A 24754-nucleotide genomic window follows, 5' to 3' on the forward strand; every position below is an offset into this window, starting at 1 on the left:
AAGGAATCGCCTTCCGGGCTTCATCGCGGTGCGGTAACGGGTGGACGACCCCTGGGGAAGAGCATCCGACATGGCTGCCTGGATCAACGAGTTCCACTACGACAACGCTGGCGCCGACAGCGGCGAATTCATCGAGATCGCAGGCGCTGCCGGCACCGATCTCAGCGGTTGGGCGCTGGTGCGCTACAATGGCACCGTGCCGACCGCGGCGGTTGTGTATACCTCGCCGGGCACAATCACACTGACAGGCGTCATCCCGGACCAGCAGAACGGCTTCGGCGCGCTGTCCTTCAGCCTGCCGCAGGACGGGCTGCAGAATGGCGGCAATGACGGCTTCGCCCTGGTGGATGGCGACGGCATTGTCGTGCAGCTTCTCAGCTATGAAGGCGTGTTCACCGCCTCCGGCGGGGCGGCGGACGGGCTGACCAGCACCGATGTCGGCGTGGCGGAAAGCGGCAGCACCCCGGTCGGCGCCTCGCTGCATCTCGTCGGCTCCGGCGATGCCTATGAGGATTTCACCTGGGCCGCGACGACCGACGACAGCCCCGGCGCGGTGAATGCCGGCCAGACCTTCCAGGCCGCGGTGGTGATGCCCGTCATCAACGAGTTCAGCTTCAGCACCACCGGCCCCGATGTCGAGTATGTCGAGGTGAAGGCCGCGGCGAACACCGCCCTCTCCACGCTCTACCTGCTGCAGATCGAAGGCGATGCCGGCAGCAGCGCCGGCACCGTGGACAGCGTGCTGCAGGTCGGCACCACAGACGCCGCCGGCTACTGGCTCGGCAATGTCGCCGCCAACACCTTCGAGAACGGCACCGTCACCCTGCTGCTGGTCTCGGACTGGAGCGGCACGGTCGGCACCGACCTCGACGCCGACAATGACGGCGTCCTCGACACGACGCCCTGGACCGCGATCCTGGATAGTGTCGCGGTGAACGATGGCGGCGCGGGCGACATCACCTATGGCGGCGCGCCGGTGCTTGGCGTGGCCTATGACGGGCTGAGCTTCGCGCCCGGCGGCGCCAGCCGCATCCCCGACGGCGCGGACACGGATGCGAGCGCAGACTGGGTGCGCAACGATTTCGATCTGGCCGGCATCCCGGGCTTCACCGGCACGCCGGTGGTGGGCGAGGCGATCAACACGCCGGGCGCGCCCAACCAGGCCTACGCCCTGCCCACGGGCGCCAGCATCACCATCAATGACGCCGCCATCGCGGAAGGCAATGCCGGCACGACGCTGCTGACCTTCACGGTGGAGCGCAGCGACAACAGCGGCGCCTTCACGCTCGACTACGCGACGAGCGATGGCACGGCGACGGCGGGCAGCGACTACGAGGCGGCGAGCGGCACGCTGAGCTTCACGGCCGGCGGCGCGCTCAGCCAGACCATCACCGTCACGCTGAACGGCGACACCGATTTCGAGGCGAACGAGACCTTCTCCGTCACGCTGTCCAACCTGGTGAACAGCGTCGGCAGCGCCACGCTGGGCGATGCCGTCGGCGCCGGCACCATCGTCAACGACGATGCGAACCTGACGAAGATCCACGCCGTGCAGGGCGCGGGCGCGGCAAGCCCGCTGGTCGGCCAGACCGTCACGGTGGACGCCATCGTCGTCGGTGACTTCCAGAACGGCGACGGCGATGCCAGCCGCAACCTGCAGGGCTTCTACCTGCAGGAGGAGGATGCCGACGCGGACGCCGACGCACTGACCTCCGAGGGCATCTTCGTCTTCCAGGGCGCGAGCGTGCTCGGCGACGTGAATATCGGCGACCGCGTGCAGGTCACCGGCACGGTGTCCGAGTTCTTCGGCATGACCCAGATCAGCGCGGCCAGCATCACGGTCGTCAGCGCGGGCAACGCGCTGCCCACCGCCGCGGAGATCCTGCTGCCCGCCGCCGGCACCACGCTCAGCCAGATCAACGACATCCAGCCTGACCTGGAAGCCTATGAGGGCATGCGCGTCGTCTTCCCGCAGGTGCTGACCGTCACCGAGCAGTTCCAGCTGGACCGCTTCAACGAGATCAAGCTCGTCGCCGGCGACCGCCCGGTGCAGTTCACGCAGGAGAACGCGCCGGATGCCGCCGGCTACCAGGCGGCGCTGCAGGAGGTTGGCGCGCGGACCATCACCTATGACGATGGGCTCAATATCCAGAACGGCCCGATCGGCACGCTCGATGGCTTCGGCCCCACCTATGCCACCGCCAACGCGCCGCGCATGGGCGACACCGTCACCGGCCTGACCGGCGTGCTCGACTATCAATGGGCTGGCAACGCCGCCAGCGGCGCCACCTGGCGCGTGCGCGCGACGGAGGACGGTGCCAACAGCTTCGAGACGGCGAATGCGCGGCCGGAGTCCCCGCCGGATGTCGGCGGCACGCTGAAGGTCGCGTCCTTCAACGTGCTGAACTTCTTCACCACGCTCAATGCGAACGGCGCGACCACCGCCATCGGCCTGGAGCCGCGTGGCGCCAACAGCATCGAGGAGTTCCTCCGCCAGGCGGAGAAGCTGCTGACCACGCTAGATCTGCTGGGCGCCGACATCATCGGCCTGATCGAGCTGGAGAACGACTTCGCGCCCGGTTCCTCCGGCAACGCCATCGAGTACATCGTCAACGGGCTGAACGCGCTGGAAGGCGACGATGCCTGGTCCTGGGTGAACCCGGATACGCAGTTCGTCGGCACCGACGCGATCGGCGTCGGGCTGATCTACCGCAACGATGCGGTGCAGCTTGCCGATGGCACGACGGTGGCCATCCTCGACAGCGGCCTGATCGCGGAGGATGGCCGCGCGCCGATCGCGGCGAGCTTCGAGGATCTCGGCAGCGGCGAGGTCTTCACCGTCACGGTGAACCACTTCAAGTCGAAGGGCAGCGCCGCCGGCCTGCCGGGCGATGCCGATCTGGGCGACGGCCAGGGCTTCTCCAACGCCACGCGCGTGCAGCAGGCGCAGGAACTGGTGGATTGGCTTGCCACCGACCCGACCGGCGCGGATGACGCCGACGTGCTGATCATCGGCGACCTGAACGCCTATGCAAAGGAAGACCCGATCGCGCTGCTCGAAGCCGCGGGCTACGTGAATCTCGAGCAGCCCGGCGAGTACTCCTATGTGTTCGACGGGCTGACCGGCTCGCTCGACCACGCGCTCGCCTCGGCGTCCCTGGCCGCGAAGGTGGCGGGTGCGGCGGCCTGGCACATCAATGCCGACGAGGCGGATGCGCTGGACTACAACCTGGATTTCGGCCGCGACCCGGCGATCTTCGACGGCACCGTGCCGTTCCGCACCTCGGACCACGATCCGCTCGTGGTCGGCTTCGACTTCGCGGCAGCACCGGTGGCGGCCACGCTGACCTTCGACATCTTCCGCACCGGCACGCCTTCGGGCGACATCGCCGGCTTCGGCGGCCAGGTGACGGAGATCGCGTATCGCGACGACACCACCGGCGGCGTCAGCCTCACCGACACGCGCGACGCGGACGCGCCGCTGGCGGAGGACGGCGTGACGATCTCCGCCGAGGATGGCGACTTCGCGATCCACGGCATCGCCTTCAGCGACAATTCCGGCAATCGCCGCGCCGGCGCGGATCCGCTGCTGACGGTGACCTGGGACGAGAGCGGCCAGGAAGCCTCGATCGAGCTGCTCCGCACCTGGAACAGCTGGAAGAACCTGGTGGTGGAGAGCTTCGACGGCACTGCGCTGTCGGTGGACAACTTCGTCCATGTGGTCGTGGACCTCGCCGAGGCCATGGCGGACCTGACGATCGCGCTGCAGGGCACGAAGCGCGCGGATGTGACCACCGGCGACGGGGACGATGCGATCACGGTCGGCATCGACAGCAACACGGGCGCGCGCAACCTCATCAGCGTCGATGCCGGCGCCGGCGACGACATCGTGCGGCTCGGCGCCGCCGATCGCGCCTATGCGGCGCCGGTCTTCGGCCTCTCGCAGTTCGACACGCGGGCGGTGACGGAGGTGGTGCTGGGCGAGGGCGACGACCTGCTCTACGGCACGGCGTCGGACCACGACATGGCGATCTATGCCGACGCGCGCGAGGATGTGTCCTTCGCCGCCATCGCCGGCGGGGTGCGGGTGAGCACGCTGACCGAAGGCACGGACGAGCTGTTCGACGTCGAGTTCGTGCAGCTTGCGGGCATCCGCTACGCGCTGGACGCGCTGGTCTGATCATGGCGCGGGGCGGCGGGCCGGGTTAGCCTGCCGCTCCGTGAGCCCCCGCGACATCTCCGAACGGGCCGAGGCCGGCACCGGCGCGGCGAGCACCCGCCCGCGCCCGCCGATCTGGCTGCTCGTGGCCATGATCGGGCTCGGCCCCTTCACCATGCAGATCGTGGTGCCCTCGCTGCCGGCGATGGCGCGCGACCTCGGCGCCTCCATCGCCACCATCCAGCTCACCGTCACGCTGTATCTTCTGGCGGTCGGGATCGGTCAGCTCATCTACGGTCCGCTCTCGGACAGGTTCGGCCGGCGGCCGCTGCTGATGGGCGGGCTTGCGGTCTATGCCGTCTCGAGCCTCGCGGCGGCGCTCACCGATGGCGTGCTCGGGCTGGTGGTGGCGCGCAGCTTCCAGGCGGTGGGCGCCTGCGCCGGCGTGGTGCTGGCGCGCGCCGTGATCCGCGACGTCTGGTCGCGCGAGCAGGCGACCAGCGTGCTCGGCTACGTCACCATGGGCATGACCATCGCGCCGATGCTGGCGCCGGTGCTGGGCAGCCTGCTCGATGAAATCGCTGGCTGGCGCAGCACCATGCTGGCCTGCCTGGCCTTCGTGCTGCCGCTGGCCTTCGCGGCGTGGTTCCGCCTGCCGGAGACGCTGGCGGTGCCGCAGCGATTGCCGGGCATCGCCGCGATCTGGGGCGCCTATCGCAGCCTCTGGGCGGTGCCGGCCTTCCGTGCCTATGCCACGCTGACGGCCTGCGCCACGGGGGTGTTCTTCGCCTTCCTCGGTGGCGCGCCCTATGTCGTGGTTCAGGGCATGGGCTATTCGCCCGTGACCTTCGGCCTGGCCTTCGCCGCCGTGTCGATCGCCTTCGCGCTCGGCAACTGGATCGCCGGACGCTTCGCCGCGCGGCTCGGGCCGCTGCGCCTGCTGGAGATCGGCGTGGTGACCTGCACGGCAGGATCGCTGCTGGCCACGCTGCTGCTGGTGGCGCTGCCGCCGCACATCCTCAGCTTCTTCCTGCCGATGGGGCTGGTCGCGGTGGGCAACGGCATGACGCAGCCGAGTTCCATCGCCGGCGCGCTCTCCGCCCGGCCGCAACTCGCGGGCACCGCCTCCTCGCTGGTCGGCGCGATGCAGATGGTGTTCGGCGCGCTGATGAGCTTCGTCGTCGGCCTGGTCGAGTTCGGCGCCGGTGTGGGCACGGGGCTGACCATGGCGGGATGCGGGGTTGGCGCGCTGCTGGCGCTGCGCGCGGTGCGGCACGTCTCGCCGCGATAGCCCGCCGGCCTACCGCTGCGCCGCCTGCTCGGCCGGACGGCGGATCAGCACCGTGACGGGTGCGACGACCACGCCGCGCGATTCCAGCCCGGCGCTCCAGGCCGCGATCGCGGCGACGACGGAGGGCACCGGATCATTCGCCAGGCCCAGCGCGGAACCCTGGCGCTTCGCCATTTCCTCGAGCTCCGTCAGGCGGCGCTCGACCTCCACCCGCACGGCGGAGGGCTCGTCCAGCAGCAGGTCCACGCTGCGGCCGAAGGCACGCGCGGGCTGCGGCGCGCCGGGGCGGGGGTCGATGTAGAGCAGGCCGCGGCGGGTGAGGTTGGCCTGCACGATGCCCAGCAGCTCGGCATTGGCGGCGAAGCGCTCGCCGCGCATGCCGCCGAGGCCGCCGATGGCGCCCACCGCACCCTGGATGCGGGAGACCGACCAGTCGAGCCGATCCAGGTTCTCGCCCACGGTCAGGCTGGTCAGCAACGCGCGCTCGCCCGGATCGGCCTGCGCGCCGTAGCCCTGCGGCTCCAGCGGCAGCGCGATCAGCAGTTCCATGCCGCGGGCGCGGGCGCGTTCCAGCAGCGGCTCCTGGCGCAGGCCGTAGGGGCTGAAGGCGAGCGTCACGCCGCTGGGCAGGCGACGGATCGCCTCCTCGGAATGCTGCGCGAACAGGCCCATGTTGTTGATGATGATGCCCACGCGCGGTCGGCGGTCCTCGCGATCGAAGGGCCGGGCATAGGTGCGGATGGCGGACCGGCCTTCCGGACCCAGCCGCGGCACGGGGCCGTGCCGCGACGGTTCCAGGAGCGCCGGATCGGGCGGTGCGATCACGGGATCGGAGGTGACGAGCCGCGCCTGGGCGGCGCCCAGCGGGGGTGGCTCGGGCGCCAGCGGCGGGGCGGCTGGCAGGGGCTGCGCCACCGGCGTGGCCGGCGCGGAAGGGGGTTCCGGTTGGTTGGGCGGCACCGATGCCGCTGACGGTCCTCCCGAGGCCGCCGTCGGCGCGGCGATGGGCGCGGACGGCGGCTCCGCGGCCTGAGGCGCCATGGCCGCCGGAGCGGCATCGGGCGGCCCGAGCCATTGCAGCACGCCCGCGCCGCCGGCGAGGCCAAGCAGCACCACCGCCCAGAAGAGCGCGAGCAGCCTCATTCCCTCATTCCCCGTTCTCCGCGGGGAAGCGCCTCAGCCCGGCCGCCTCAGCGCTGCGCGCGGCGCTGCGGGCCGCCCTGGGCCGATGCCAGGTTGCGCAGGAACTGCACGGCCTGCTGGAGCTGATGGTCGGTCTCCGGCTTGGTGGGATCGAAGGCGGGCGCGCCTTCGGCGGGCATCTTCACGACCCGGTCCTGCACCCCGGCCGGCAGGTTCAGCGGCGGCGGCGGCGTGGCCGGCGGCTGCTGCTCGGTGGTGCGTTCCCCATTGTCGTTGCGCAGCGCTCGGCGCAGGTCGGCCTCGCGGTCGCGATGCGGGGCATTGGGATCGGGCCGCGTGGCCAGCACCTCGATGTCGGGCTCGATGCCGGTCGCCTGGATGGAGCGGCCGGACGGCGTGTAGTAGCGGGCGGTCGTCAGCCGGATCGCGCCATTGCCCGGGATGGGCATGACGGTCTGCACGCTGCCCTTGCCGAAGCTCTTCACGCCCATGACCACCGCGCGGCGGTGGTCCTGCAGCGCGCCGGCCACGATCTCGGAGGCGCTGGCCGAGCCGCCATTGATCAGGACCACCATCGGCAGGCCCTGCGCGATGTCGCCCGCCCGGGCGTTCCAGCGCTGCGCATCCTCGGCGCGGCGGGCGCGGGTGGAGACGATCTCCCCCTGGTCGAGGAAGTCGTCGGCCACCTGCACCGCCTGGTCGAGCAGGCCACCGGGATTGTTGCGCAGATCCAGGATCAGGCCCTTCAGGTTGCCGCCGGCCTGCTGACGCATCGTGGTGATGGCGCGGCGCAGCGCCGCCTCGGTCTGCTCATTGAAGGCGGTGAGGCGGACATAGGCGATGTCGCCGCCCTCCAGCCGGAAGCGGGCCACCTGCGGGCGGATCACGTCGCGGGTCAGCGTGAGTTCCACCGGCGCGCGCTCGCCCTCCCGCCGGATGGTCAGGCGGATCTGCGTGCCGCGCTCCCCGCGCATCTGCTCGACCGCTTCCTGCAGGGTCAGGCCCTGGGTGGACTGGCCGTTGATGTGGGTGATCAGGTCGCCCGGCTTCACCCCGGCGCGGGCCGCCGGCGTCTCGTCGATCGGGGAGATGACCTTGACGTAGCCATTCTCCTGCGTGACCTCGATGCCGAGGCCGCCGAACTCGCCGCGCGTCTGCACCTGCATGTCGCGGAAGCTGCGCGGGTTCATGTAGGAGCTGTGCGGGTCGAGGCCCTGGAGCATGCCGTTGATTGCGCTCTCGATCACGTCGCGATCGTTCACCTGCTCGACATATTCGGCACGGATGCGCTCGAACACGTCGCCGAACAGGTTCAGCAGGCGATAGGTCTCGGCCCGGCCGCTGTCCTGGGCGAAGGCCTGGATGGTCGGCACGGCGATGATCGGTCCGATCGCCGCCCCGGCCAGGAAGGCCGCACCGATGGCGCCCATGCCGAGCAGCCGGCGACGCCGGCCGCCGGCGGGCGCCGGTTGCGTGGCCTCCACGCTCGGAACCCTGGCGTCACGCCGCTGCGACGAACCCTGTCCAGACATGCCGGTCATGCGACCTTCCGATCCCTGCGCAGGCGCCGGGGGGCGCCCGCTTGCACACTATACACATCCATCGGGCCGATCACCCGACAGTCACCCGCGCGCCGCGAACCAGGGGCGCGGATCCACCGGCTGCCCGTTCCGACGCAACTCCACATAGAGCCTGGCGCCGCCATTGCCAGCGCTCCCTAGCAGTCCGACGGGCTCGCCCGCCAGCAGGCGCCTGCCCGCCGCGGTGTCGAGCCGGTCGAGCCCGGCCAGGACGAAATGGTATCCCCCGCCGCAATCCACAATCAACAACAGCCCGTAGGAGCGGAAAGGCGCGGCATAGACCGCACGGCCGGCGCAGGGAGAGACCACCCTGGCGCCGCCCGCGGCGGCGAAGGTCAGCCCGCGATGCGGCCCGCCGGCCACCCGGTCGCCCCAATCGGTCACCACGCGCCCCGCCACCGGCAAGGCGCGGCCCAAACGGGATGCCAGGGGCAGCGCGGCTTCCTGCCGCGACTCCGGGCGCGATTCCGGCGCATCGCGCGCCGCGCGCCGGTCGGCCTCGGCCAGGCGCCGCTCACGGGCCGCCTCGGCCTGGCGGCGCGCCTCGGCGGCGGCCCGGGCGGCGGTGTTGGCGCGCTCACGGGCTTCCTGCCTGGCCTGTTCGCGTTCCAGGCGCCGCACCGCCTCGGCCAGGTCGCGCGCCTCGCCGGCGGCGGCCTGGGCGCGCTCGGCGGCTTCGTCCCGTTCCTCCTCGGCGGCGGCCCGCAGCCGGCGCGCCTCGGCCAGCTCGGCCTCCACGGCCGCCTCGGCGGCGCGGGCCTCGCGCTCGGCCTCGGCCAGGGCGACCTCCTCGCGGCGCGCCGTGGCCAGCGCCTCGGCCGCTTCGTGCTGGGCTTCGCGCAGGCCGGCAGCCTCGTCCTCCAGCCGACGCACCAGGCCGCGCAGCACCAGGGCGCCGCGCAGCGCCTCCTCCGGCTCGGCGGGCACCGCGAGCACGGTCTCCGCGGGCCAGATGGCGAGACGGAGCATCACCGGCAGCACGGGGCGGAGCTGCTCGGCCTTGCTGCGCACTGCCGCGGCGGCGAGCTGGCCCGCCTGCCGTGCCGCAGCGGCGCGGGATTCCGCCTCGGTCAGCGCTTCCTCGGCAAGCTGGGCGCGCCGTGCGGCGTCCACCAGCCGGTCGGCAAGGCGGACCTCCTCCTCGGCGCGCTGCCGCGCCGCCGCCTCGGCGGCGTCTGCCGCGCGACGCCGTTCCGCCGCGACGCGCTCGGCCTCCCGCACGTCGCGGGCCGATTGCGGCAGGGCGGGCGCGGCGGGCAGGGCGAGCAGCAGCGCGAGGAGGGAGGCCTGCATGAACCTCCCGCCCGGCTGGCGGCCCGATGATGCGCTGCGCTGATCCTGCTGCATGCGTGCGGTCGCGATCCGACTCCCGTTGCCTTCCGGCGGCGCCGCAGTTTCGGCGCCCGGATGGGCTCCGCGCAAGGAACGCGGCGTTGCCGATCGTGGCAAAGCGTGACCGCGGAGCCGATCGGCCCCGGGCGAAAGGTGGCGGGGGGCGGGGCGTGCGCAATCGTCGCCTTCGCTTTGCCACAGGACGTTGCGATTGGGTGAAACAGGAATGTTGACCGCGACCTGCCGAATTCGTATCGCTTCGGCCCGCGCTGGCTGGCCCCCCCGGCCCTGCGAGACCTCCCGATCGATGCGTTCCGGATGACGGCTCCCCGGGTGCCGCATATTCACGATTGCGTGCAACTACCGGCCAAGAAAACAAAGTTCATTGTTCAACCCAGTGATGAACGGCGCAGGGCAATGCAACCACCCTTTCCCGCGGGCCTTGCCCCGGCACTCGCCGATCTCTGCGAGGCGCTCTGCGCGCGTGGTCTGGCGCTGACCTTCCGCCCTGATGCCGCGGGACCCGCGGAGGTGCTGCTGACCGTCGGCGACGGCCGCCTGCCGGACATTTCGCGCCTGCCGAGGCTGGCTGCTGGTGAGACCCACTGCATGCAGGACCCGGCCTCAGGGTGGGTCGGACATGTCGCGGCGACCTGCCATCATGGCACGCTCGAAATGGTTGTATACCGGGAATCGGTTGCGCTTACACCACAGGAATTGCTGACGGCACGGGCTATTCTCCGGACAGTAACGATAGCCCTCTGCGTCAATTCCTAGCGACGCACGCAATCCAAAGAGTTTCGCTCCGGAATTTTTATGCGCGCATCGATATGATCGATGCGCTATCCTTCGCCGTGCGGTGCTGCCGCGACATCCAACGAATGGCATGTCTTCAACGCCGACCTTACGGAATGAGGCCGCCATGCTTGAGATTTGTGAACCGGGTCATTGGGGCTCCGAGTCGCTGCGCCCGGTGCTGGTTGATGCAACTGCGGGGCTGGGATTGCGCGCGGCGGGCGTGATGATCCGGCTGGGGGGGGCGACGGCGATCGTGGTGAGCCACGGTCTCGAGCCCGACGCCATCGACGCCTATATCCGGCACTGGCATCGCATGGACCCCTGCCTTGCCGCGCTGGGCGGGCCGGTGGAAGCGCGGGCGGTGCGCGGTACCTCCCTGGTGGGCGGCGGCCTGTTGCAGCGTTCCTCCTTCCATCATGGCTGGCTGGTGCCGAACGGACTGGGTCCGTCTGCCTTCGCCGACATCTCCTATGGCGGCGGCGCGGCGGCTTGGCTGTTCGCCTATCGCGCGGAAGGTGAGCGGACCTTCTCCCGCAGCGACCTGCTGACACTGAAGGCGCTGGCCGGTGCGCTCTCCCTCTCCTTCCAGAGCCGCGCGCTGTCGGGCGGCGCGCTGGCGGCGGCCGCGATCCTGCGCAACGCGCCGGTGCCGCTGCTGCTGCTGCGCACCGATGCCACGCTGGTCTGGGCCAATGCGGCGGGCACGGCACTGACCCAGGTTGATGGCCCGCTGCGCCGCGCAGGCTCGCACGTTCTGCCGCAGGGCGTCGGCGCGGAGGCCTTCAGCCGCGTGCTGGAGGCGACGGCGACCAGCGGCCGGCCGCGCGCGCTGCGGTTGGATGGCCGCGCCGGTCCGACGGCGGCGAAGCTGCATCCGCTGCGGACGGGAAGCGGCCGCGCAACCGCCGTGGTGCTCGTCGCGCCGCGCGAGAACACGCCGCTGCCGGACACCGATACGCTGAGCTCCGTGCTCGGCCTGACGCGCGTGCAGGCCGAGGTCGCAACCCTGCTCTGCCGCGGGACGGAGACGCAGGACATGGCGACGCGGCTGGGCATCAGTCCGCACACGCTGAACGGGTATCTCGGCCGCATCTATGATCGTCTCGGGGTTACCAACAGGGTGCAGGCTGTGGTGCGCCTGCTCGGCGTATCCGCCGCATTGGCGCTGCTTTCCGACGATCCGGGCAGCGCGGAACGGGCCGAGCCGTCGCTAGAATCGGTGTAAGCGACGGTTGTATTTGCGCCCGACGCGGACAGTCTTCCCATCCATCCTCAGGCCGCAACGAAAAGCGGGCGCCTCCTAGACTTCGATCCAGCCGGTCAGTTCTCGCTGCCGGCCTCCCGCGCCAGTCCTGGCACGAGAGATCCCATCGAACTCAGGAGACGGGTCTCATGGCATTCTTCAAGTTCAAGCCCATCAATTTCCTGAAGTACCAGCTCAAGGGCACCGCGGCGGATGAGATGGTCGACATCTCCGACCAGATCATCCAGGCGGCCGAGACGAGCAACAGCCCGCCGCTGGCGAGCGACTTCGACTTCGACCTGCTGAGCCTTGCCGAGTTCACCACCATCGTGGTGAAGGCCGGCGGCGGCGCCGACACGGTGATCGGCGGCAACACGCTGCAGGCGATGCTCGACGCGAATGGCGGCGCCGGCAACGACTTCATCGAAGGCGGCGCGAATGTCGACAAGATCCTGGGCGCCCAGGGCAACGACACGCTGAACGGCTACGACAACAACGACTACCTCGATGGCGGCGCGGGCGCCGATTCCATCCTCGGCGGCAACGGCGCGGACACCATGCTGGGCGGCGACGGCGCCGATTCCATGTATGGCGAGGACGGCGACGACAGCATGGATGGCGGGCTCAGCGCCAACCTGATGGATGGCGGCGCCGGCAACGACACCATGACCGCCGGCACCCACAACGACACGATGTACGGCAGCGACGGCAATGACGACATCAATGCCGGCGGCGGCTGGAACCTGGTGTCCGGCGGCGAGGGCAACGACACCGTCGTGGCGCTCGGCGGCAACGACACGATCTATGGCGACAACGGCAACGACGTGATCGACGCCGGGGACGGCAACAACGAGGTGTATGGCGGCGACGGCAACGACGACATCTCGGGCGGTGCCCACAAGGACTATGTCGAGGGCGGCACCGGCGATGACACGATCGCCACCGATGGCGGCCAGGACACGGTGCTCGGCGGCTGGGGCGATGACGACATCAATGGCGGCGGCGGCGCCGATTCGCTCGATGGCGGGAAGGACGACGACACCATCGTCGGTGGCGGCGGCGCGGACACGATCAGCGACGGCTCGGGCGAGGACTGCGTCATCCTGTCGGATGGCAACAACGACCGTGTCATCGTCGCCAAGGACAATGACGCTGACTTCTTCAAGTGGGAGTCGCTGGGCGCCCCGGGCGGCAACCCCGAGCGCGACCTGCTCACCTATTTCGATGCAGGCGACCTGAACTCGACCAACTCCGACCACATCGACCTGCGCGGCAATGGTGCGCTGATCCTGCAGGTCTTCGGCCAGGTCGAGGGCGATGGCTGGCAGCTGTTCAATGGCGGCGCGCTGGCAGTCTACACCAGCGAGGCGGCATTCCTCGCCCACACCGCGAGCCTGATCATCGACATCGCGCCCGGCAGCTACGGGAATGCGACCTTCGGGATCAACGAGTTCGCCGAGGTGATCTTCGACCTCGGCACGAAGGTCTACGACGGCAACGGCGGCAGCATCTTCGGCTGACCCGACCGGCGTATCGGGGGCGGCTGCGCAAGCGGCCGCCCTTTTCTGCTGCCTCACGACGCAATTTCGCGGAATCGTGAGCACCGATTCTCGGATTATATTTTCTTCCTTAAATTGAGATGCGTTACGCTGCTGGAAACCAGGAGGCGAGCGGATGTCCAACATCATCGGCGATGGCGACAACGAAACGCTGGTGGGCGGCGCGGGCGATGACAGCATCATCGGCGGCGGCGGCGCGGACAGCCTGGTGGGCAATGGCGGCGACGACACCCTGGTCGCGGATGGCGGCGATACGCTGGAAGGCGGCACCGGCGAGGACGAGCTGATCGCCAGCGGCGCGCCCAACACCCTGTTCGGTGGCGAGGAGGACGACACCTACATCCTCAATTCCGCCGGCCACACCATCGTCGATACCGGCGGCGAGCAGGACTACATCCAGCTCGGCAATGCCGTGACCAGCTACACGCTGGGCGACGGCATCGAGAATCTCGGCGCGCTCGACGCCTTCAACGCCGGGGCGAATTTCGCGCTGACAGGCAACAGCGCAGACAACGTGATCAACGGCGCCGGCGGGGCGGACACCCTGATCGGCGGCGGCGGCAACGACTTCCTGGTCGGGCTGTTCGGGAACGACTCCCTCGTCGGCGATGGCGGCGACACGCTGCTCGGCACCGACGGCGCCGACACGATGGAGGCCACCGGCAGCGGCAACAACCTCCAGGGCGGCAACAACGACGACACCTATGTCCTGCTCGGCACCGGCAACACGATCACGGAAGGCGCGGCCGCCGGCACCGACACCGTGCTGGTGGGCGACGCCGTCACCAGCCAGACCCTGGCCGCGAATTTCGAGGTGCTGCGCACGCTGGACGCCAACAGCACGACCAGCTTCGCGCTGAGCGGCGGCGCCGGCGCGAACACCGTCGTCGGCGCGCTGGGCAACGACACGCTCAGCGGCGGCGGCGGCGCGGACAGCCTGGTCGGCGGCGGCGGGAACGACAGCCTCACCGCCAACGCCAACGACACCCTGCAGGGCGGCGCGGGCGCCGATACGCTGGCCGCCAGCGGCAGCGGCAACAACCTGCAGGGCGGCAACGACAATGACACCTATGTGCTGTCGTCGAACGCCACCATCACGGAAACGGGCGGCACGGATACGGTGCTGCTCAGCGGCTCGCTCGCCACCTACAGCATCAACAACACCGACCTGGAGGCGCTGGGCGCAGCGGACGCCGCCAGCACCGCGAACTACAACCTCACCGGCAGCGCGGGGGCGAATACGCTGTTCGGCGCGGCGGGCGCCGACACGATCACCGGCCGCGACGGCGACGACAGCATCAGCGGCGGCAGCGGCGGCGCCGACAGCCTGCTCGGTGGCGCCGGCGCCGACACCATCGAGGCCAGCGGCGGCGCTTCCACGCTGATCGGCGGCGCCGATGGCGACAGGCTCGTCGGCAACGGCAATGATTCGCTCGATGGCGGCGGCGGGGCGGACACCATCTCGCTCGATGGCGAGGGCAGCACCGCGGATGCGGGCGCCGGCACCGCCGATGTGCTGACCTTCGGCACCTCCGGCCTCTACACCGTCAGCGAAACGGCCGACGGGAATGACTTCTACACCGTCACCGGGCCTGGCGGTCAGACGAACCTGGTGAAGAACTTCGAGTTCGTCGGCGGTCCCACCGGCAACGAGGCCTTCGCGGCCGGCGGCAGCTTCGTCGTCTGCTTCGCGACGGGCACGCTGATCCGCACCGTGGCCGGCGAGGTGCCGGTGGAGACGCTGCGCGCCGGCGACCTGGTGGCGACCGTCTCCGGCCTCGGCGCGCCGTTCAAGCCCGTGCTCTGGGTCGGGCGCCGTCGCATCGTGCTGGCCGGGCATCCGGCGGCGGAGGCGCTGATGCCCGTGCGCGTGCGCGCCGGCGCGCTGGGCGAGAACACGCCGCGACGCGACCTGCTGGTCTCGCCGGACCACTGCCTGTTCCTCGATGGCGCGCTGGTGCCGGCGCGGCTGCTGGTGAACGGCAGCAGCATCGTCGTGGAGCAGCGGATGGCCGAGGTCACCTACTTCCATGTCGAGCTCGAAAGCCACGACGTGCTCCTGGCCGAAGGCGCGGCGGCGGAAAGCTGGATGGAGTGCGACAACCGGAGCTGGTTCGAGAATGCGCCGGTGGCGCTGCTCGCAGTGACCGGCACGCTGCAGGAAGCCGGCTCGGGCTGGGACGCCGGCCGCGCCTGCGCGCCCCTGCTGCATGGCGGGGAGCGGCTCGCCGCGATCCGTGCCGCTATCGCTGCGCGGGCGACGGAGCGACTGCGCGCGGCGAGCTAGCCCAGCAGCGACCGCCCCGTCATCGCCTCCGGCTGCTGCAGGCCCAGCAGGGCCAGCAGCGTCGGCGCGAGGTCGGCCAGCCTGCCGTCATGCAACGCCGCGCCGGTGGGCGCGTTGTGCAGCAGCACCGGCACGGGGTTGGTGGTGTGCGCGGTGTGCGGGCCGCCGGTGACGGGGTCCTTCATCAGCTCGGCATTGCCATGGTCGGCGGTGACGAGCAGCCGCCCGCCCGCCGCCGTGATCGCCTGCGCGATGCGCGCGAGGCCCGCATCCACCGCCTCGCAGGCCTTCGTCGCGGCGGGCAGGCTGCCGGTGTGGCCGACCATGTCGGCATTGGCGAAGTTCAGCACGATCAGGTCGTATTTCCCCGCCCCGATCGCCTGCACCGCCTTCTCCGTCAGGTCCGGCGCCGACATCTCCGGCTGCAGGTCATAGGTCGCGACCTTGGGCGAGGGCACCATGATGCGGTCCTCGCCGGGATAGACCGCTTCCTCGCCGCCATTCAGGAAATAGGTGACGTGCGGATACTTCTCGGTCTCCGCCATGCGGAGCTGCGTCAGCCCGGCCTTGCTGACGACCTCGCCCAGGATGTCGGCCATGGATTGCGGCGGGAACAGCGTCAGCAGGAAGGGGTTCAGCGCGGTGCTGTATTCCGTCATGCCCGCAGCGGCGGAGAAGCGCACGGTCGGGTCTGCGGCAAAGCCGTCGAAGGAAGGGTCGAGCAGGGCCGCAAGGATCTCCCGCACGCGGTCGGCGCGGAAATTGAAGCAGAGCAGCCCGTCGCCGTGATGCATTCCCGTGTAGTCGCCAATCGCCGCGGCGGGGACGAATTCGTCGAATTTCCCGTTCGCATGCGCGGCGGCGATGGCCTCCTGCGCGGTGGCGTAGCGGGCGCCTTCCGGGTTCACCATCACGTCATAGGCCTGCTGCACGCGATCCCACCGCTTGTCGCGGTCCATCGCGAAGTAGCGGCCGCAGACGGTGGCGATGCGCGCCCCCGGGGGAAGCTTCGCCTCGAAATCGGCCAGGAATTGCGGCGCGGCCTGCGGCGCGGTGTCGCGGCCATCGGTCCAGGCATGAACAAGAACCTGCAGCCCCGCCGCGGTCGCCGCCTTCGCCAGGGCGAGGGCGTGCTCCTGGTGGCTGTGCACGCCGCCGGGCGAGAGCAGGCCGAGCAGGTGCAGTCTGCCGCTGCCGGCCTTCACCTTCTCCGCCAGCGCCAGGAAGGCCGGCAGGCGGGCAATGCTTCCATCCTCGCAGGCGGCGTCGATGCGCACGAGGTCCTGCATCACCACGCGGCCGGCGCCGATGTTGAGGTGCCCGACCTCGGAATTGCCCATCTGCCCCTCGGGCAGGCCGACATCGCGGCCGGAGGTACGCAGGAAGGCGCGCGGCCCCTTGGCCCAGAGCGCGTCGAAGCACGGCGTCTTCGCCTGCTTCACCGCATTGTCCGCCCCATCCTCCCGCCAGCCCCAGCCATCGAGGATGACGAGCATGACCGGGCGGTGGGCAGGGCGGGGCATGGCAAGGTCCGTCAGCGGGGTGCGCGGCAGCTAGGACCTGCGCCCGCCAGGGTCAACCTTGCCGCGCGGCGCGCAGCTCCCGCACCTCCGTGCGCAGCGCGCGGATCTCGGCCAGCAGCACCTGGCTGTCGAGATGCGCTTCCGAACGCGCCGCGTCCGTCGCGGCCTGCACCGAGGCCGTGGTCGGGACGTCGCGCTGCTCGCGCAGCGTCTGGATGCTGTCCACGATCACGCCGATGAACAGGTTCAGCACGACGAAGGTCGCGATCAGGATGAAGGGCACGAAGAACATCCAGGCCAGCGGCTGCTGCGCCAGGATCGGGCGGACATTCGCCTCCGCCCAGCTTTCCAGCGTCATCATCTGGAACAGGGTGAACAGGCTCTGGCCCAGCGTGCCGAAGCGCTCCGGCGCGAGATCGCCGTAGAGCTTCGTCGCCATCACCGCGAAGACATAGAAGATCAGGCCCATCAGCAGGACGATGCTGCCCATGCCCGGCAGCGCCTTCAGCATCGCCTCTACCACCAGCCGCATCGAGGGCACGGCGCTCACCAGCCGCAGCACCCGCAGCACGCGCAATGCGCGCAGCACGGAGAGCGGGCCGGATGCCGGCATCCAGGCCAGGCCGACCACCACCAGGTCGAACAGCCCCCATGGATCGCGGAAGAAGCGGCCGCGGAAGGCATAGATCCGCAGCGCGAGTTCGGCCGTGAACAGCACCAGCAGGGTGCGGTCCACCGCCAGCAGCAGCCCGCCCCAGCCGGCCATGATGCTGTCGGAGGTCTCGAGCCCCAGCGTCACCGCGTTCAGCACGATCAGGCCGATGACGGTCTTCTGGAAGGCAGGCGACAGCACCAGGCGCGCGGTACGCGCGCGCGCATCGTCGGCCTCGTCGGCCCGCGTGAGGACTTCCTGCATGGTTCCCGGCTTCGTGAGGAGCTTTGTTGCCGCAGGGAATGGCGCCACGGCCGGGAGAGTTCAAGGGCGCCGACGTGGACGGTCAGCGATCCGATTCAGGTCAAGGGGCGCCCTACCCGCCGATGATCAGCGCCGGTACGCCGAAGATGCCGCGGTGGAAATGCAGCAGCGCCGCCCACAGGACCAGCCCGACCACCGGCGGCATCCAGCCGATCTCCGACAGCGCCAGCCGGTTCCGCCCGGCCAGGATCGCGCCGAAGGGCAGGATGGACGTCTTCGCCGCGAAGCCGCGCCAGGCCTCCGGTTGGCGCCGCGCGAGCTTGGCGTCGATGGAGGGCATGCCGGCAAGCGCGGTGACGAGGAAGGCGCCGAAGAACGCCAGGCTGGCGGTGTCGCCATTGCCGATCAGGTGCACGCCGGCCCAGAGGGCGAAGGACCACAGCATGGGGTGGCGGGTGATCCGCTGGATGCCGCGCGGTTCCTCGCCAAGCCCCTTGTTCCCCACGGCCGTCGGGTTTCGCTTGTGGCTTGCCATGAACAGCACGAAGGCCGCCAGCATGACGAAGGCCAGGATCCAACGCAGCCAGCCCGGCGCCGCCCAGAGGAAGGTGGTCTCGGCATTCTGCCAGGCCAGCACCAGCAGCAGGATGCTGACCGCGGACGCCACCGAAAAGGCGATCATGAATCGCCCTTCGCCCAGTCGCACCACCACGGCATCCCGCAGCCGCGTGCCGGAGACGCCGATATGGATGAAGATCCAGAGGGCGGCGGCGAGGATCAGCAGGGTCACGCGGCGGGCTCCGTGGCGGGGATACCGCAGCCTGCCCTGCCGGTGCCCGACCGGGCAACAGCGGGTGGCTCAGCGCGCGCCGCCGCGGGCCAGCAGCGTTGCCACCTCGGCGCCGCTGCGGCCGGCCCGGTCGCCGATCGTCGCCAGCGTCTCATGCGGCGCGGCCTCGATCCCGGCGGCGCGCAGCCGCGCAACCGCGGCATCGGGCGTCACGCCGAAGGCAGGCGCGGCCGCCTCCAGCCTTGCCCGCGACAGCGCGCCGAAGATCGCGCCGGGGCTGGCGTTGGAGGTGCTGCCGGTCATGCCGGTGAAGGCGACCGAGGCGCCGGCCGAGACCACGAAGGCGGCCAGCGCCAGGTTGCGCCGCAGATAGCCCGCGAAGGGCCGCCAGTTCTTCGTCAGGTGCCAGATCGCCACGGCCGAGAACACCACGCTCAGCCATTCGTGCGAGAAGCGGACCAGCCCGGCATTCCAGTGCAGCAGCAGCATGATGCCGGTCACGGTCGAGACCAGGAAGGCGACGATCGTCACGGGGGTCACGACGTCGCGGGTGATCAGTCGCGCAAGGCCGGGACTGCGATGGCTGGCGGGTGCGGTGGCGGCGGACATCGGGGAGGGCTCCTATGCTGCGATGCAACATCCGGAGCTTTCACCCTGCATGTTACGCGCCTGCGACGACGCGGCATGTTTCCTGCGACGAAGTGTGTCGGCCGCCGCTCAGCCTGGCCGCCAGGCGCGATGATAGGGATGGTTCTGCCGGATCGCCTGCGCGCGGTAGAGCTGTTCCGCCAGCATCCCCCGCACCAGGAAATGCGGCCAGGTCATCGGTCCCAGCGCGAGGCGATGGTCGGCCCGCGCCAGCACCGCCGGGTCCAGGCCCTCGGCGCCGCCGATCAGGAAGGCCAGCGGCTTTCCCGTGCCAGACCAGCGCTCCAGCAGGGCGGCGAAGCCCTCGCTGGGCGGCATTGCGCCGCCAAGGTCCAGCGCGACCGCAATCGCCCCGTCCGGCAGGGCGGCGAGCAGCGCCGCGCCCTCGCGTCGGCGCACCTCCGCGGCGCTGCCGCGCGCCTCCGCAATCTCCGTGACGGTCGGGGGCGGGCGCAGGCGGGCGGCATAGTGTTCGAACAGGGCGCGCTCCGGCCCGGGCTTGAGGCGCCCGACGGCCAGCAGCACGACAGGCCTATTCGTCGTCATCCTCCGTGGCGGTGGAGCCGCCCTGGCCGTCATCCGGCAGTACGGCGCGGTCCTCCGGCCCCGCGGCGGCGGGGCTGTCCGGGCCCCACATGCGCTCCAGCGCGTAGAGGCCGCGGGCTTCCGGCTTGAACAGATGCACCACCAGGTCGCCGGCATCGATCAGCACCCAGTCGGGGCTGCCCTGGATGGCGTCGCGCCGCAGCGTCAGCCCCTCCTTCTCGAAGGCGTCTTCCAGATGGGTGGCCATCGCCTGGATCTGCCGCTCGGCCAGGCCGGTGGCGATCACGAGGCGGTCGGCGTAGTCGGCGCGGCCGGTGACGTCGAGCACCACGACATTCTCGGCCTTGTCGTCCTCCAGGCTCTTCCGCGCCGCCTGGACCAGGCGGTCGAGCAGCGCGGGCTGGATCTTCGGCTGGCGGGCGCGCGGGGCACGGGCAGGGCGCGGAGCGGCGGGCTTCGCGGCAGGTTTCGCGGCCGGCTTGGCCGCGGGCTTTGCGGATGCGGTCCGGACCGCGGCCTTCGGCTTGGCGGACGGCTTGGCGGCCGGCGCGGCAGCCTTCCTCGCAGCCGGCTTGGCCGGCGCCTTGGCCGGCTTCGCCTTGGACGCCGCGGCGGGCTTGGTCGCGGCAGCCTTCCTTGGCTTCGCCGGTGGCGCCTTGGCCGCCGCGCGACGCGGCGCGGCCTTGGTGGTGTCCGGGTCTGCCTTTGGGGCGCGGGCTATGTCCGCCTCCTCTCGATTCGCCTCATGCTTCACCTAGCAGCCAGAGGCGCCGGCCGCATCCGCGGCAATGACGGCATGGCGCGCATTGCCGCCCGGCGTGGCGCGGGCGCATGCGCCGCGGCACCGCCCGCGGCGCGGATGGCCGTGGCGGAGGCGGGATGCTCGGCCGCGGGCACGAAGGCTAAGGGTGCGTGGGCCGGCTTGGCGCCGGCCAGCAGCGCGCCGGGCTTGCGACGATGTCGCGCCAGGCGCCGCGCTGCCTTGCCGGCCAGCGCCTTCCGCGTCCAGCCCGGTCGCGGCAGCACGGCGATGGGTGTCTTCGCCGCCAGCCGGGTCCAGCCCTGCCATCGTGGCAACTGCACCAAATTGTCGGCGCCGATCACGAAGACGAAGCGACTGCGCGGGAAGCGCCGGTGCACCGCGCGCAGCGTGTCCTCGGTGTAGCTTGTGCCGAGTTGCGCCTCGATGTCGGTGGCGATGATGCGCCGCCCATCGGCGATGGCGCGCGCCGAGGCCAGCCGGTCCTTCAGCGACGCCATGCCGGCGCGCGGCTTCAGCGGGTTGCCGGGCGAGACGAGCAGCCAGACCTCGTCCAGCCGCAGCGCGCGGCGCACGGTCTCCGCCACATGGCGGTGCCCGGCATGGGCCGGATTGAAGCTGCCGCCCAGCAGACCGATGCGGCGCTGCCTGCGGTCGCCGCGGGGGTTCGGACTCACGCTTCGGCGCCTGCGCGCGCCAGACGGCCGAAGGAACTCAACGGAAGCGGACGTCCACATGGACCGGCTGCGCGGCGAGGCCCTCATAGGTGACGCGGTAGCTGCGGCCCGCCTCCGGCCGGACCGGGGCGGAGAAGCCGCCGAGCGAGACGTAGTCGCCCGCCCGCAGCGTCCGTCCGCGCGCCTTGAGATCCGCCACCAGCCAGGCCAGCGCGTTCAGCGGCTGGCCCAGGATGGCGCGGCCGGGGGCGCGGCCCAGCTCCTTCGTGTCGTCGGCGAGCACCACCGTCATGCCGGCCAGCCGGGCGGCGAAGTCGGCGGTTGCCTCGGCCGGGATCGGCTCGCCCAGCACGCCGAAGCGGGCGCCGACATTGATCGCGACGATCATCGGCGCGGTCCAGGGTGCGTTGGGGGGATAGACGAGGTCGGCCAGCTCGATGAAGGGGATCACGCTCTCGACATGGCGGAGCAGGGCGATGGGATCGTCGCCGGCGGTGTTCACGCCCTCGTCACGGATGCGCACCAGCAGGTCGCTCTCGACGATCGGCAGGATGCCGAAATTCGCCGGCAGCTCGGCGCCGGAGCGTTCGCGGATGGTGCCGTGGAAGATCGCGCCGGCGACGGGATGGTTCACGCCGAAGCGGCCCTGGATCACCGGGTTGGTCAGCCCGACCTTCCAGCCGACCTGGTCGCCGAAGGGCTGGGCCAGCACCGCTACCAGCCGGTCCTGCGCGCAGAGCGCATCGGCCATGGTGAGGTCCGGATAGGGTGGCGGCGCCGGCGGGGCGCTGCGGTCCAGATAGGCGCGGGCGAAGCGCGCGACATCGGGAACCGAGGGGCAGGCAGCGAAGGCCATGCCGGGCGCAAGCGCCAGGCAGAGGGCGGCGAGAAGGCGGCGCATGGTTCCTCCCGTGCGAGGGGGCGGACTCTACACCAGCTTCGCGCCGCGCTGAATCGCTCCCTGCTATCGCCTCCGTCGGAGGCAAATGAGTTCGGACTCCATGGCGGAGCCGCCCAGCAGCAGCGACTGCGTGCCTTCGGCGGCGGCTGGGTGACAGCGCTGCGTTGCCTCAAGCTGCGCATCGCCGCTCTCTACAGCAAGCGGTCCGGACTGGTCGTCTTGTCGAGGTACGGAGTTTGGGCGAGATGCAGCGCCGGGGGATCCGAGGATGGCAACGATACTTGCTCTGGTTCGATTCGATGGCGAGCTCGATCGTAAGAGCTACTTACTGCGGCTTCTATGGCTGCTGGTGAGCGCCACCTTCTTCATCGTCGTGATTTGGACTCTGAGCGTCGCAGTCGGCGTACATATCGATGCGTTTTCGAGAGCACTACTGAGTACGAATTTGTCGCATGGCCCACTGTATCTCAGCATGACGGCAGCGCTTTACGTCCTGGCGGCCTTCCTCAGTGTTGCGGTTTCAGCAGCGACCGTCAGGCGTGTCAGGAATACAGGCTATAACCCGCTGTTCGCCGCTATCCCGATTGCATGCGGTGCTCTGGAAATTGTTTCGATGCCAGGCCCGCTCAAAGATTCGTTGAGTGCGTTGAACTTGATGCTGATGGCTGTGCTGCTGCTGTGGCCACCCCAGAAAAGCACGACGGATCGAGAATAGAAGGCCTGACAAGCAGTCGCCGCCGTCGGCCCTGGGCGGCAGCCCAAGGCTCAGGGGCTGTTGGAGAATGCCGGCGGCGCGTAGCCTTCGACGAACACCACCTCGCTGCGCGTGCTGGCCAGGCGCAGCTCCAGGAGGGGGCGGTATGCCGGGCTGGCGTAGAAGCCCTGCAGCGCTGCCATGGAGGGGAATTCCAGGACCACCAGCCGCTTCAGCGGCAGGTTGCCCTCCACCGCGCTCAGCGCGCCGCCACGCACAAGATAGCGCCCGCCATGCGCGGCGATCACCGCCGGCACGGCTTCGCGGTAGCGCTCGAAGCCGGCGGGGTCGGTGACCTCGATATTGGCGATGAGATAGGCGGCCATGCAGCGGGTCTCCGCGAGGGTCAGGGCCGGGTCTGGCCCGTGCCGATCACCTGGTAGCGATAGGTGCAGAGCTGCTCGAGGCCGACCGGGCCGCGCGCATGCAGCCGCCCGGTGGCGATGCCGATCTCCGCGCCGAAGCCGAACTCGCCGCCGTCGCAGAATTGCGTCGAGGCATTCCACATCCCCACCGCCGAACCGAGCCGCGCGAGGAAGCGCTGCGCCACCGACTCGTCCTGCGTGACGATGGCTTCGGTGTGCTCGCTGCCATAGCGGCGGATGTGATCCAGCGCGTCGTCCACGCCATCCACCACCTTCACGGAGAGGATCGCGTCGAGCCATTCCGTGCGGAAGTCATCCTCGGTCGCGGCGCGAAGGTCGGCACAGATCGCGCGCGCGCGATCATCCGCACGGAAGTCGCAGCCCAACGCGCGCAGATCGGCGACGATCGCGGGCAACAGGACGGGCGCGATGGCGGCGTCGATCAGCAGCGTCTCCGTCGCGCCGCAGATGCCGGTGCGGCGCATCTTCGCATTGGCGACGAGGCTGCGCGCCATCGCGTGGTCGGCTGCTGCGTGGATGTAGGTGTGGCAGAGACCCTCCGCATGCGCGAGCACGGGCACGCGCGCCTCCTCCATCACGCGGGTGACGAGGCCCTTGCCGCCGCGCGGCACGATCAGGTCGATCAGCCCCGCCGCGCGCAGCATCGCCGCGACGAAGCCGCGATCGGCGGTCGGCGCCACCTGCACCGCGGCTTCGGGCAGCCCGGCCTCGCGCAGCCCCTGTGCGATGCAGGCATGGATCGCCAGTGCGGAATGCAGGCTCTCGCTTCCGCCGCGCAGGATGACCGCGCTGCCCGCCTTGAGGCAGAGCGCGCCGGCATCGGCCGTCACGTTCGGGCGGCTCTCGTAGATCATACCCACCACGCCGATGGGCTGCGCCACGCGGCGGATCAGCAGGCCGTTCGGCCGCGTCCATTCGGTGATGACGCGGCCGACCGGGTCGGGCAGCGCCGCGACCTCCTCGATGCCCTGCGCCATCGCCTCCACCCGCGCCGGCGTCAGTGCCAGGCGGTCGCGGAAGGCGGGCGTCAGGCCGGTAGCCGCCGAGAGATCCTGCGCATTCGCTTCCAGCACCGACGCACTGCGCGCACGCAACGCGGCGGCCGCGGCGTGCAGCGCCGCATCCTTCTGCGGTCGCGGCGCGACGGACAGCGCATGCGCGGCTTCGCGCGCGTCGCGCGCGGCGGATTGCAGCAGGCGGGTGGCCTCGTCGGCGAGGGCGGTCATCGTGCGGGTCTCCTGGCGCCAGGACTAGCCTGGGGCGCGGACGGAGGGAAGCGTGCGCGCCGCAAGCCTCGCCTCATTCCCGATCCGAATGAGGCCGATGCGCGCCCGCGATTGGGCTTGCCGGGGAGCGCTGCACATCTGTCGCCGCGATGCAGGCGTCGTGCGCGAAACCCAAGCAATGCGCCGTTGTCGCACGCGAGTTCGTTGGCGACACGCTGCGGAAACGTGGCGCACG

Annotated in this window: 20 protein-coding genes; 7 read left to right on the top strand and 13 right to left on the bottom strand. The window is 70.6% G+C overall.

Annotated elements, in window-relative coordinates; genetic code table 11:
• Positions 1 to 70: 70 nt before the first annotated feature.
• Together E4T13_RS30320 and E4T13_RS25720 are read left to right on the top strand one after the other, a co-directional pair.
• The gene (locus tag E4T13_RS30320; protein ID WP_206030311.1) at positions 71 to 4180 is read left to right on the top strand and encodes an ExeM/NucH family extracellular endonuclease; all 4110 of its coding nucleotides are present in this window, start codon (positions 71 to 73) and stop codon (positions 4178 to 4180) included.
• Between the two features lie 40 nt (positions 4181 to 4220).
• On the top strand, positions 4221 to 5450 hold the full coding sequence (locus tag E4T13_RS25720; RefSeq protein WP_170985252.1) for a multidrug effflux MFS transporter: 1230 nt from the start codon (positions 4221 to 4223) through the stop codon (positions 5448 to 5450).
• 9 nt (positions 5451 to 5459) lie between these two features.
• Here E4T13_RS25720 and E4T13_RS25725 read toward each other — a convergent pair whose 3' ends face one another.
• The 3 genes from E4T13_RS25725 to E4T13_RS25735 all read right to left on the bottom strand — a co-directional run bounded on the left by E4T13_RS25725 (position 5460) and on the right by E4T13_RS25735 (position 9466).
• Complete coding sequence (locus E4T13_RS25725; protein ID WP_137181217.1) at positions 5460 to 6593, bottom strand: divergent polysaccharide deacetylase family protein; 1134 nt, start codon at positions 6591 to 6593, stop codon at positions 5460 to 5462.
• Between the two features lie 47 nt (positions 6594 to 6640).
• A complete protein-coding gene (locus E4T13_RS25730) occupies positions 6641 to 8023 on the bottom strand; it encodes a S41 family peptidase (protein ID WP_137181920.1) in 1383 nt (460 codons plus the stop codon).
• A gap of 192 nt (positions 8024 to 8215) precedes the next feature.
• Positions 8216 to 9466: a peptidoglycan DD-metalloendopeptidase family protein gene (locus tag E4T13_RS25735; RefSeq protein WP_137181218.1), complete on the bottom strand. Its 1251-nt coding sequence runs from the start codon at positions 9464 to 9466 to the stop codon at positions 8216 to 8218.
• A 357-nt stretch (positions 9467 to 9823) separates the two neighbouring features.
• On the opposite strand from E4T13_RS25735, the gene E4T13_RS25740 reads away from it, so the two are divergent.
• The 4 genes from E4T13_RS25740 to E4T13_RS25755 all read left to right on the top strand — a co-directional run bounded on the left by E4T13_RS25740 (position 9824) and on the right by E4T13_RS25755 (position 15392).
• Complete coding sequence (locus E4T13_RS25740; protein ID WP_137181219.1) at positions 9824 to 10282, top strand: hypothetical protein; 459 nt, start codon at positions 9824 to 9826, stop codon at positions 10280 to 10282.
• 145 nt (positions 10283 to 10427) lie between these two features.
• Complete coding sequence (locus E4T13_RS25745) at positions 10428 to 11528, top strand: PAS and helix-turn-helix domain-containing protein (protein WP_170985253.1); 1101 nt, start codon at positions 10428 to 10430, stop codon at positions 11526 to 11528.
• A 167-nt stretch (positions 11529 to 11695) separates the two neighbouring features.
• Entirely contained in the window at positions 11696 to 13066 is a 1371-nt protein-coding gene (locus E4T13_RS25750; protein WP_137181221.1) for a calcium-binding protein, read from the top strand.
• Positions 13067 to 13220: 154 nt separating this feature from the next.
• Positions 13221 to 15392 (top strand): Hint domain-containing protein, encoded by a 2172-nt coding sequence (locus E4T13_RS25755; RefSeq protein ID WP_137181222.1) that lies wholly within the window; start codon positions 13221 to 13223, stop codon positions 15390 to 15392.
• Here the strand turns inward: E4T13_RS25755 and gpmI are convergent.
• The 8 genes from gpmI to E4T13_RS25795 form a co-directional block, all read right to left on the bottom strand.
• Positions 15389 to 16915, bottom strand: a complete 1527-nt coding sequence (gpmI, locus tag E4T13_RS25760; RefSeq protein ID WP_240791294.1) for a 2,3-bisphosphoglycerate-independent phosphoglycerate mutase — start codon at positions 16913 to 16915, stop codon at positions 15389 to 15391. The two genes, E4T13_RS25755 and gpmI, sit on opposite strands and share 4 nt — an antisense overlap.
• Before the next feature lie 52 nt (positions 16916 to 16967).
• Entirely contained in the window at positions 16968 to 17831 is an 864-nt protein-coding gene (locus E4T13_RS25765; RefSeq protein ID WP_137181223.1) for an ion transporter, read from the bottom strand.
• 112 nt (positions 17832 to 17943) lie between these two features.
• Entirely contained in the window at positions 17944 to 18621 is a 678-nt protein-coding gene (locus E4T13_RS25770; protein ID WP_170985254.1) for an NnrU family protein, read from the bottom strand.
• Between the two features lie 69 nt (positions 18622 to 18690).
• Positions 18691 to 19230, bottom strand: a complete 540-nt coding sequence (locus E4T13_RS25775; protein ID WP_137181225.1) for a DUF4405 domain-containing protein — start codon at positions 19228 to 19230, stop codon at positions 18691 to 18693.
• 108 nt (positions 19231 to 19338) lie between these two features.
• Positions 19339 to 19815, bottom strand: a complete 477-nt coding sequence (locus tag E4T13_RS25780; protein ID WP_137181226.1) for a 23S rRNA (pseudouridine(1915)-N(3))-methyltransferase RlmH — start codon at positions 19813 to 19815, stop codon at positions 19339 to 19341.
• Complete coding sequence (gene rsfS, locus E4T13_RS30940) at positions 19802 to 20569, bottom strand: ribosome silencing factor (RefSeq protein WP_306768509.1); 768 nt, start codon at positions 20567 to 20569, stop codon at positions 19802 to 19804. The genes E4T13_RS25780 and rsfS overlap by 14 nt, the downstream gene beginning before the upstream one ends.
• Positions 20566 to 21252: a nicotinate-nucleotide adenylyltransferase gene (locus E4T13_RS25790; RefSeq protein ID WP_240791295.1), complete on the bottom strand. Its 687-nt coding sequence runs from the start codon at positions 21250 to 21252 to the stop codon at positions 20566 to 20568. Before E4T13_RS25790 ends, rsfS begins: the two co-directional genes overlap by 4 nt.
• 37 nt (positions 21253 to 21289) lie before the next feature.
• Entirely contained in the window at positions 21290 to 22153 is an 864-nt protein-coding gene (locus E4T13_RS25795; protein WP_137181228.1) for a 2-keto-4-pentenoate hydratase, read from the bottom strand.
• Positions 22154 to 22421: 268 nt separating this feature from the next.
• On the opposite strand from E4T13_RS25795, the gene E4T13_RS25800 reads away from it, so the two are divergent.
• On the top strand, positions 22422 to 22868 hold the full coding sequence (locus tag E4T13_RS25800) for a hypothetical protein (RefSeq protein WP_137181229.1): 447 nt from the start codon (positions 22422 to 22424) through the stop codon (positions 22866 to 22868).
• A 50-nt stretch (positions 22869 to 22918) separates the two neighbouring features.
• Here the strand turns inward: E4T13_RS25800 and E4T13_RS25805 are convergent, their stop codons facing one another.
• Both E4T13_RS25805 and E4T13_RS25810 read right to left on the bottom strand, forming a co-directional pair.
• Positions 22919 to 23233, bottom strand: coding sequence for a DUF1330 domain-containing protein (locus tag E4T13_RS25805; protein WP_137181230.1), 315 nt, complete (start codon positions 23231 to 23233; stop codon positions 22919 to 22921).
• Between the two features lie 20 nt (positions 23234 to 23253).
• Positions 23254 to 24519: a glutamate-5-semialdehyde dehydrogenase gene (locus E4T13_RS25810; protein WP_137181231.1), complete on the bottom strand. Its 1266-nt coding sequence runs from the start codon at positions 24517 to 24519 to the stop codon at positions 23254 to 23256.
• Between the last annotated feature and the right edge of the window lie 235 nt (positions 24520 to 24754).

It is taken from the genome of Roseomonas sp. AR75, assembly GCF_005222815.1.
GTDB lineage: Bacteria > Pseudomonadota > Alphaproteobacteria > Acetobacterales > Acetobacteraceae > Falsiroseomonas.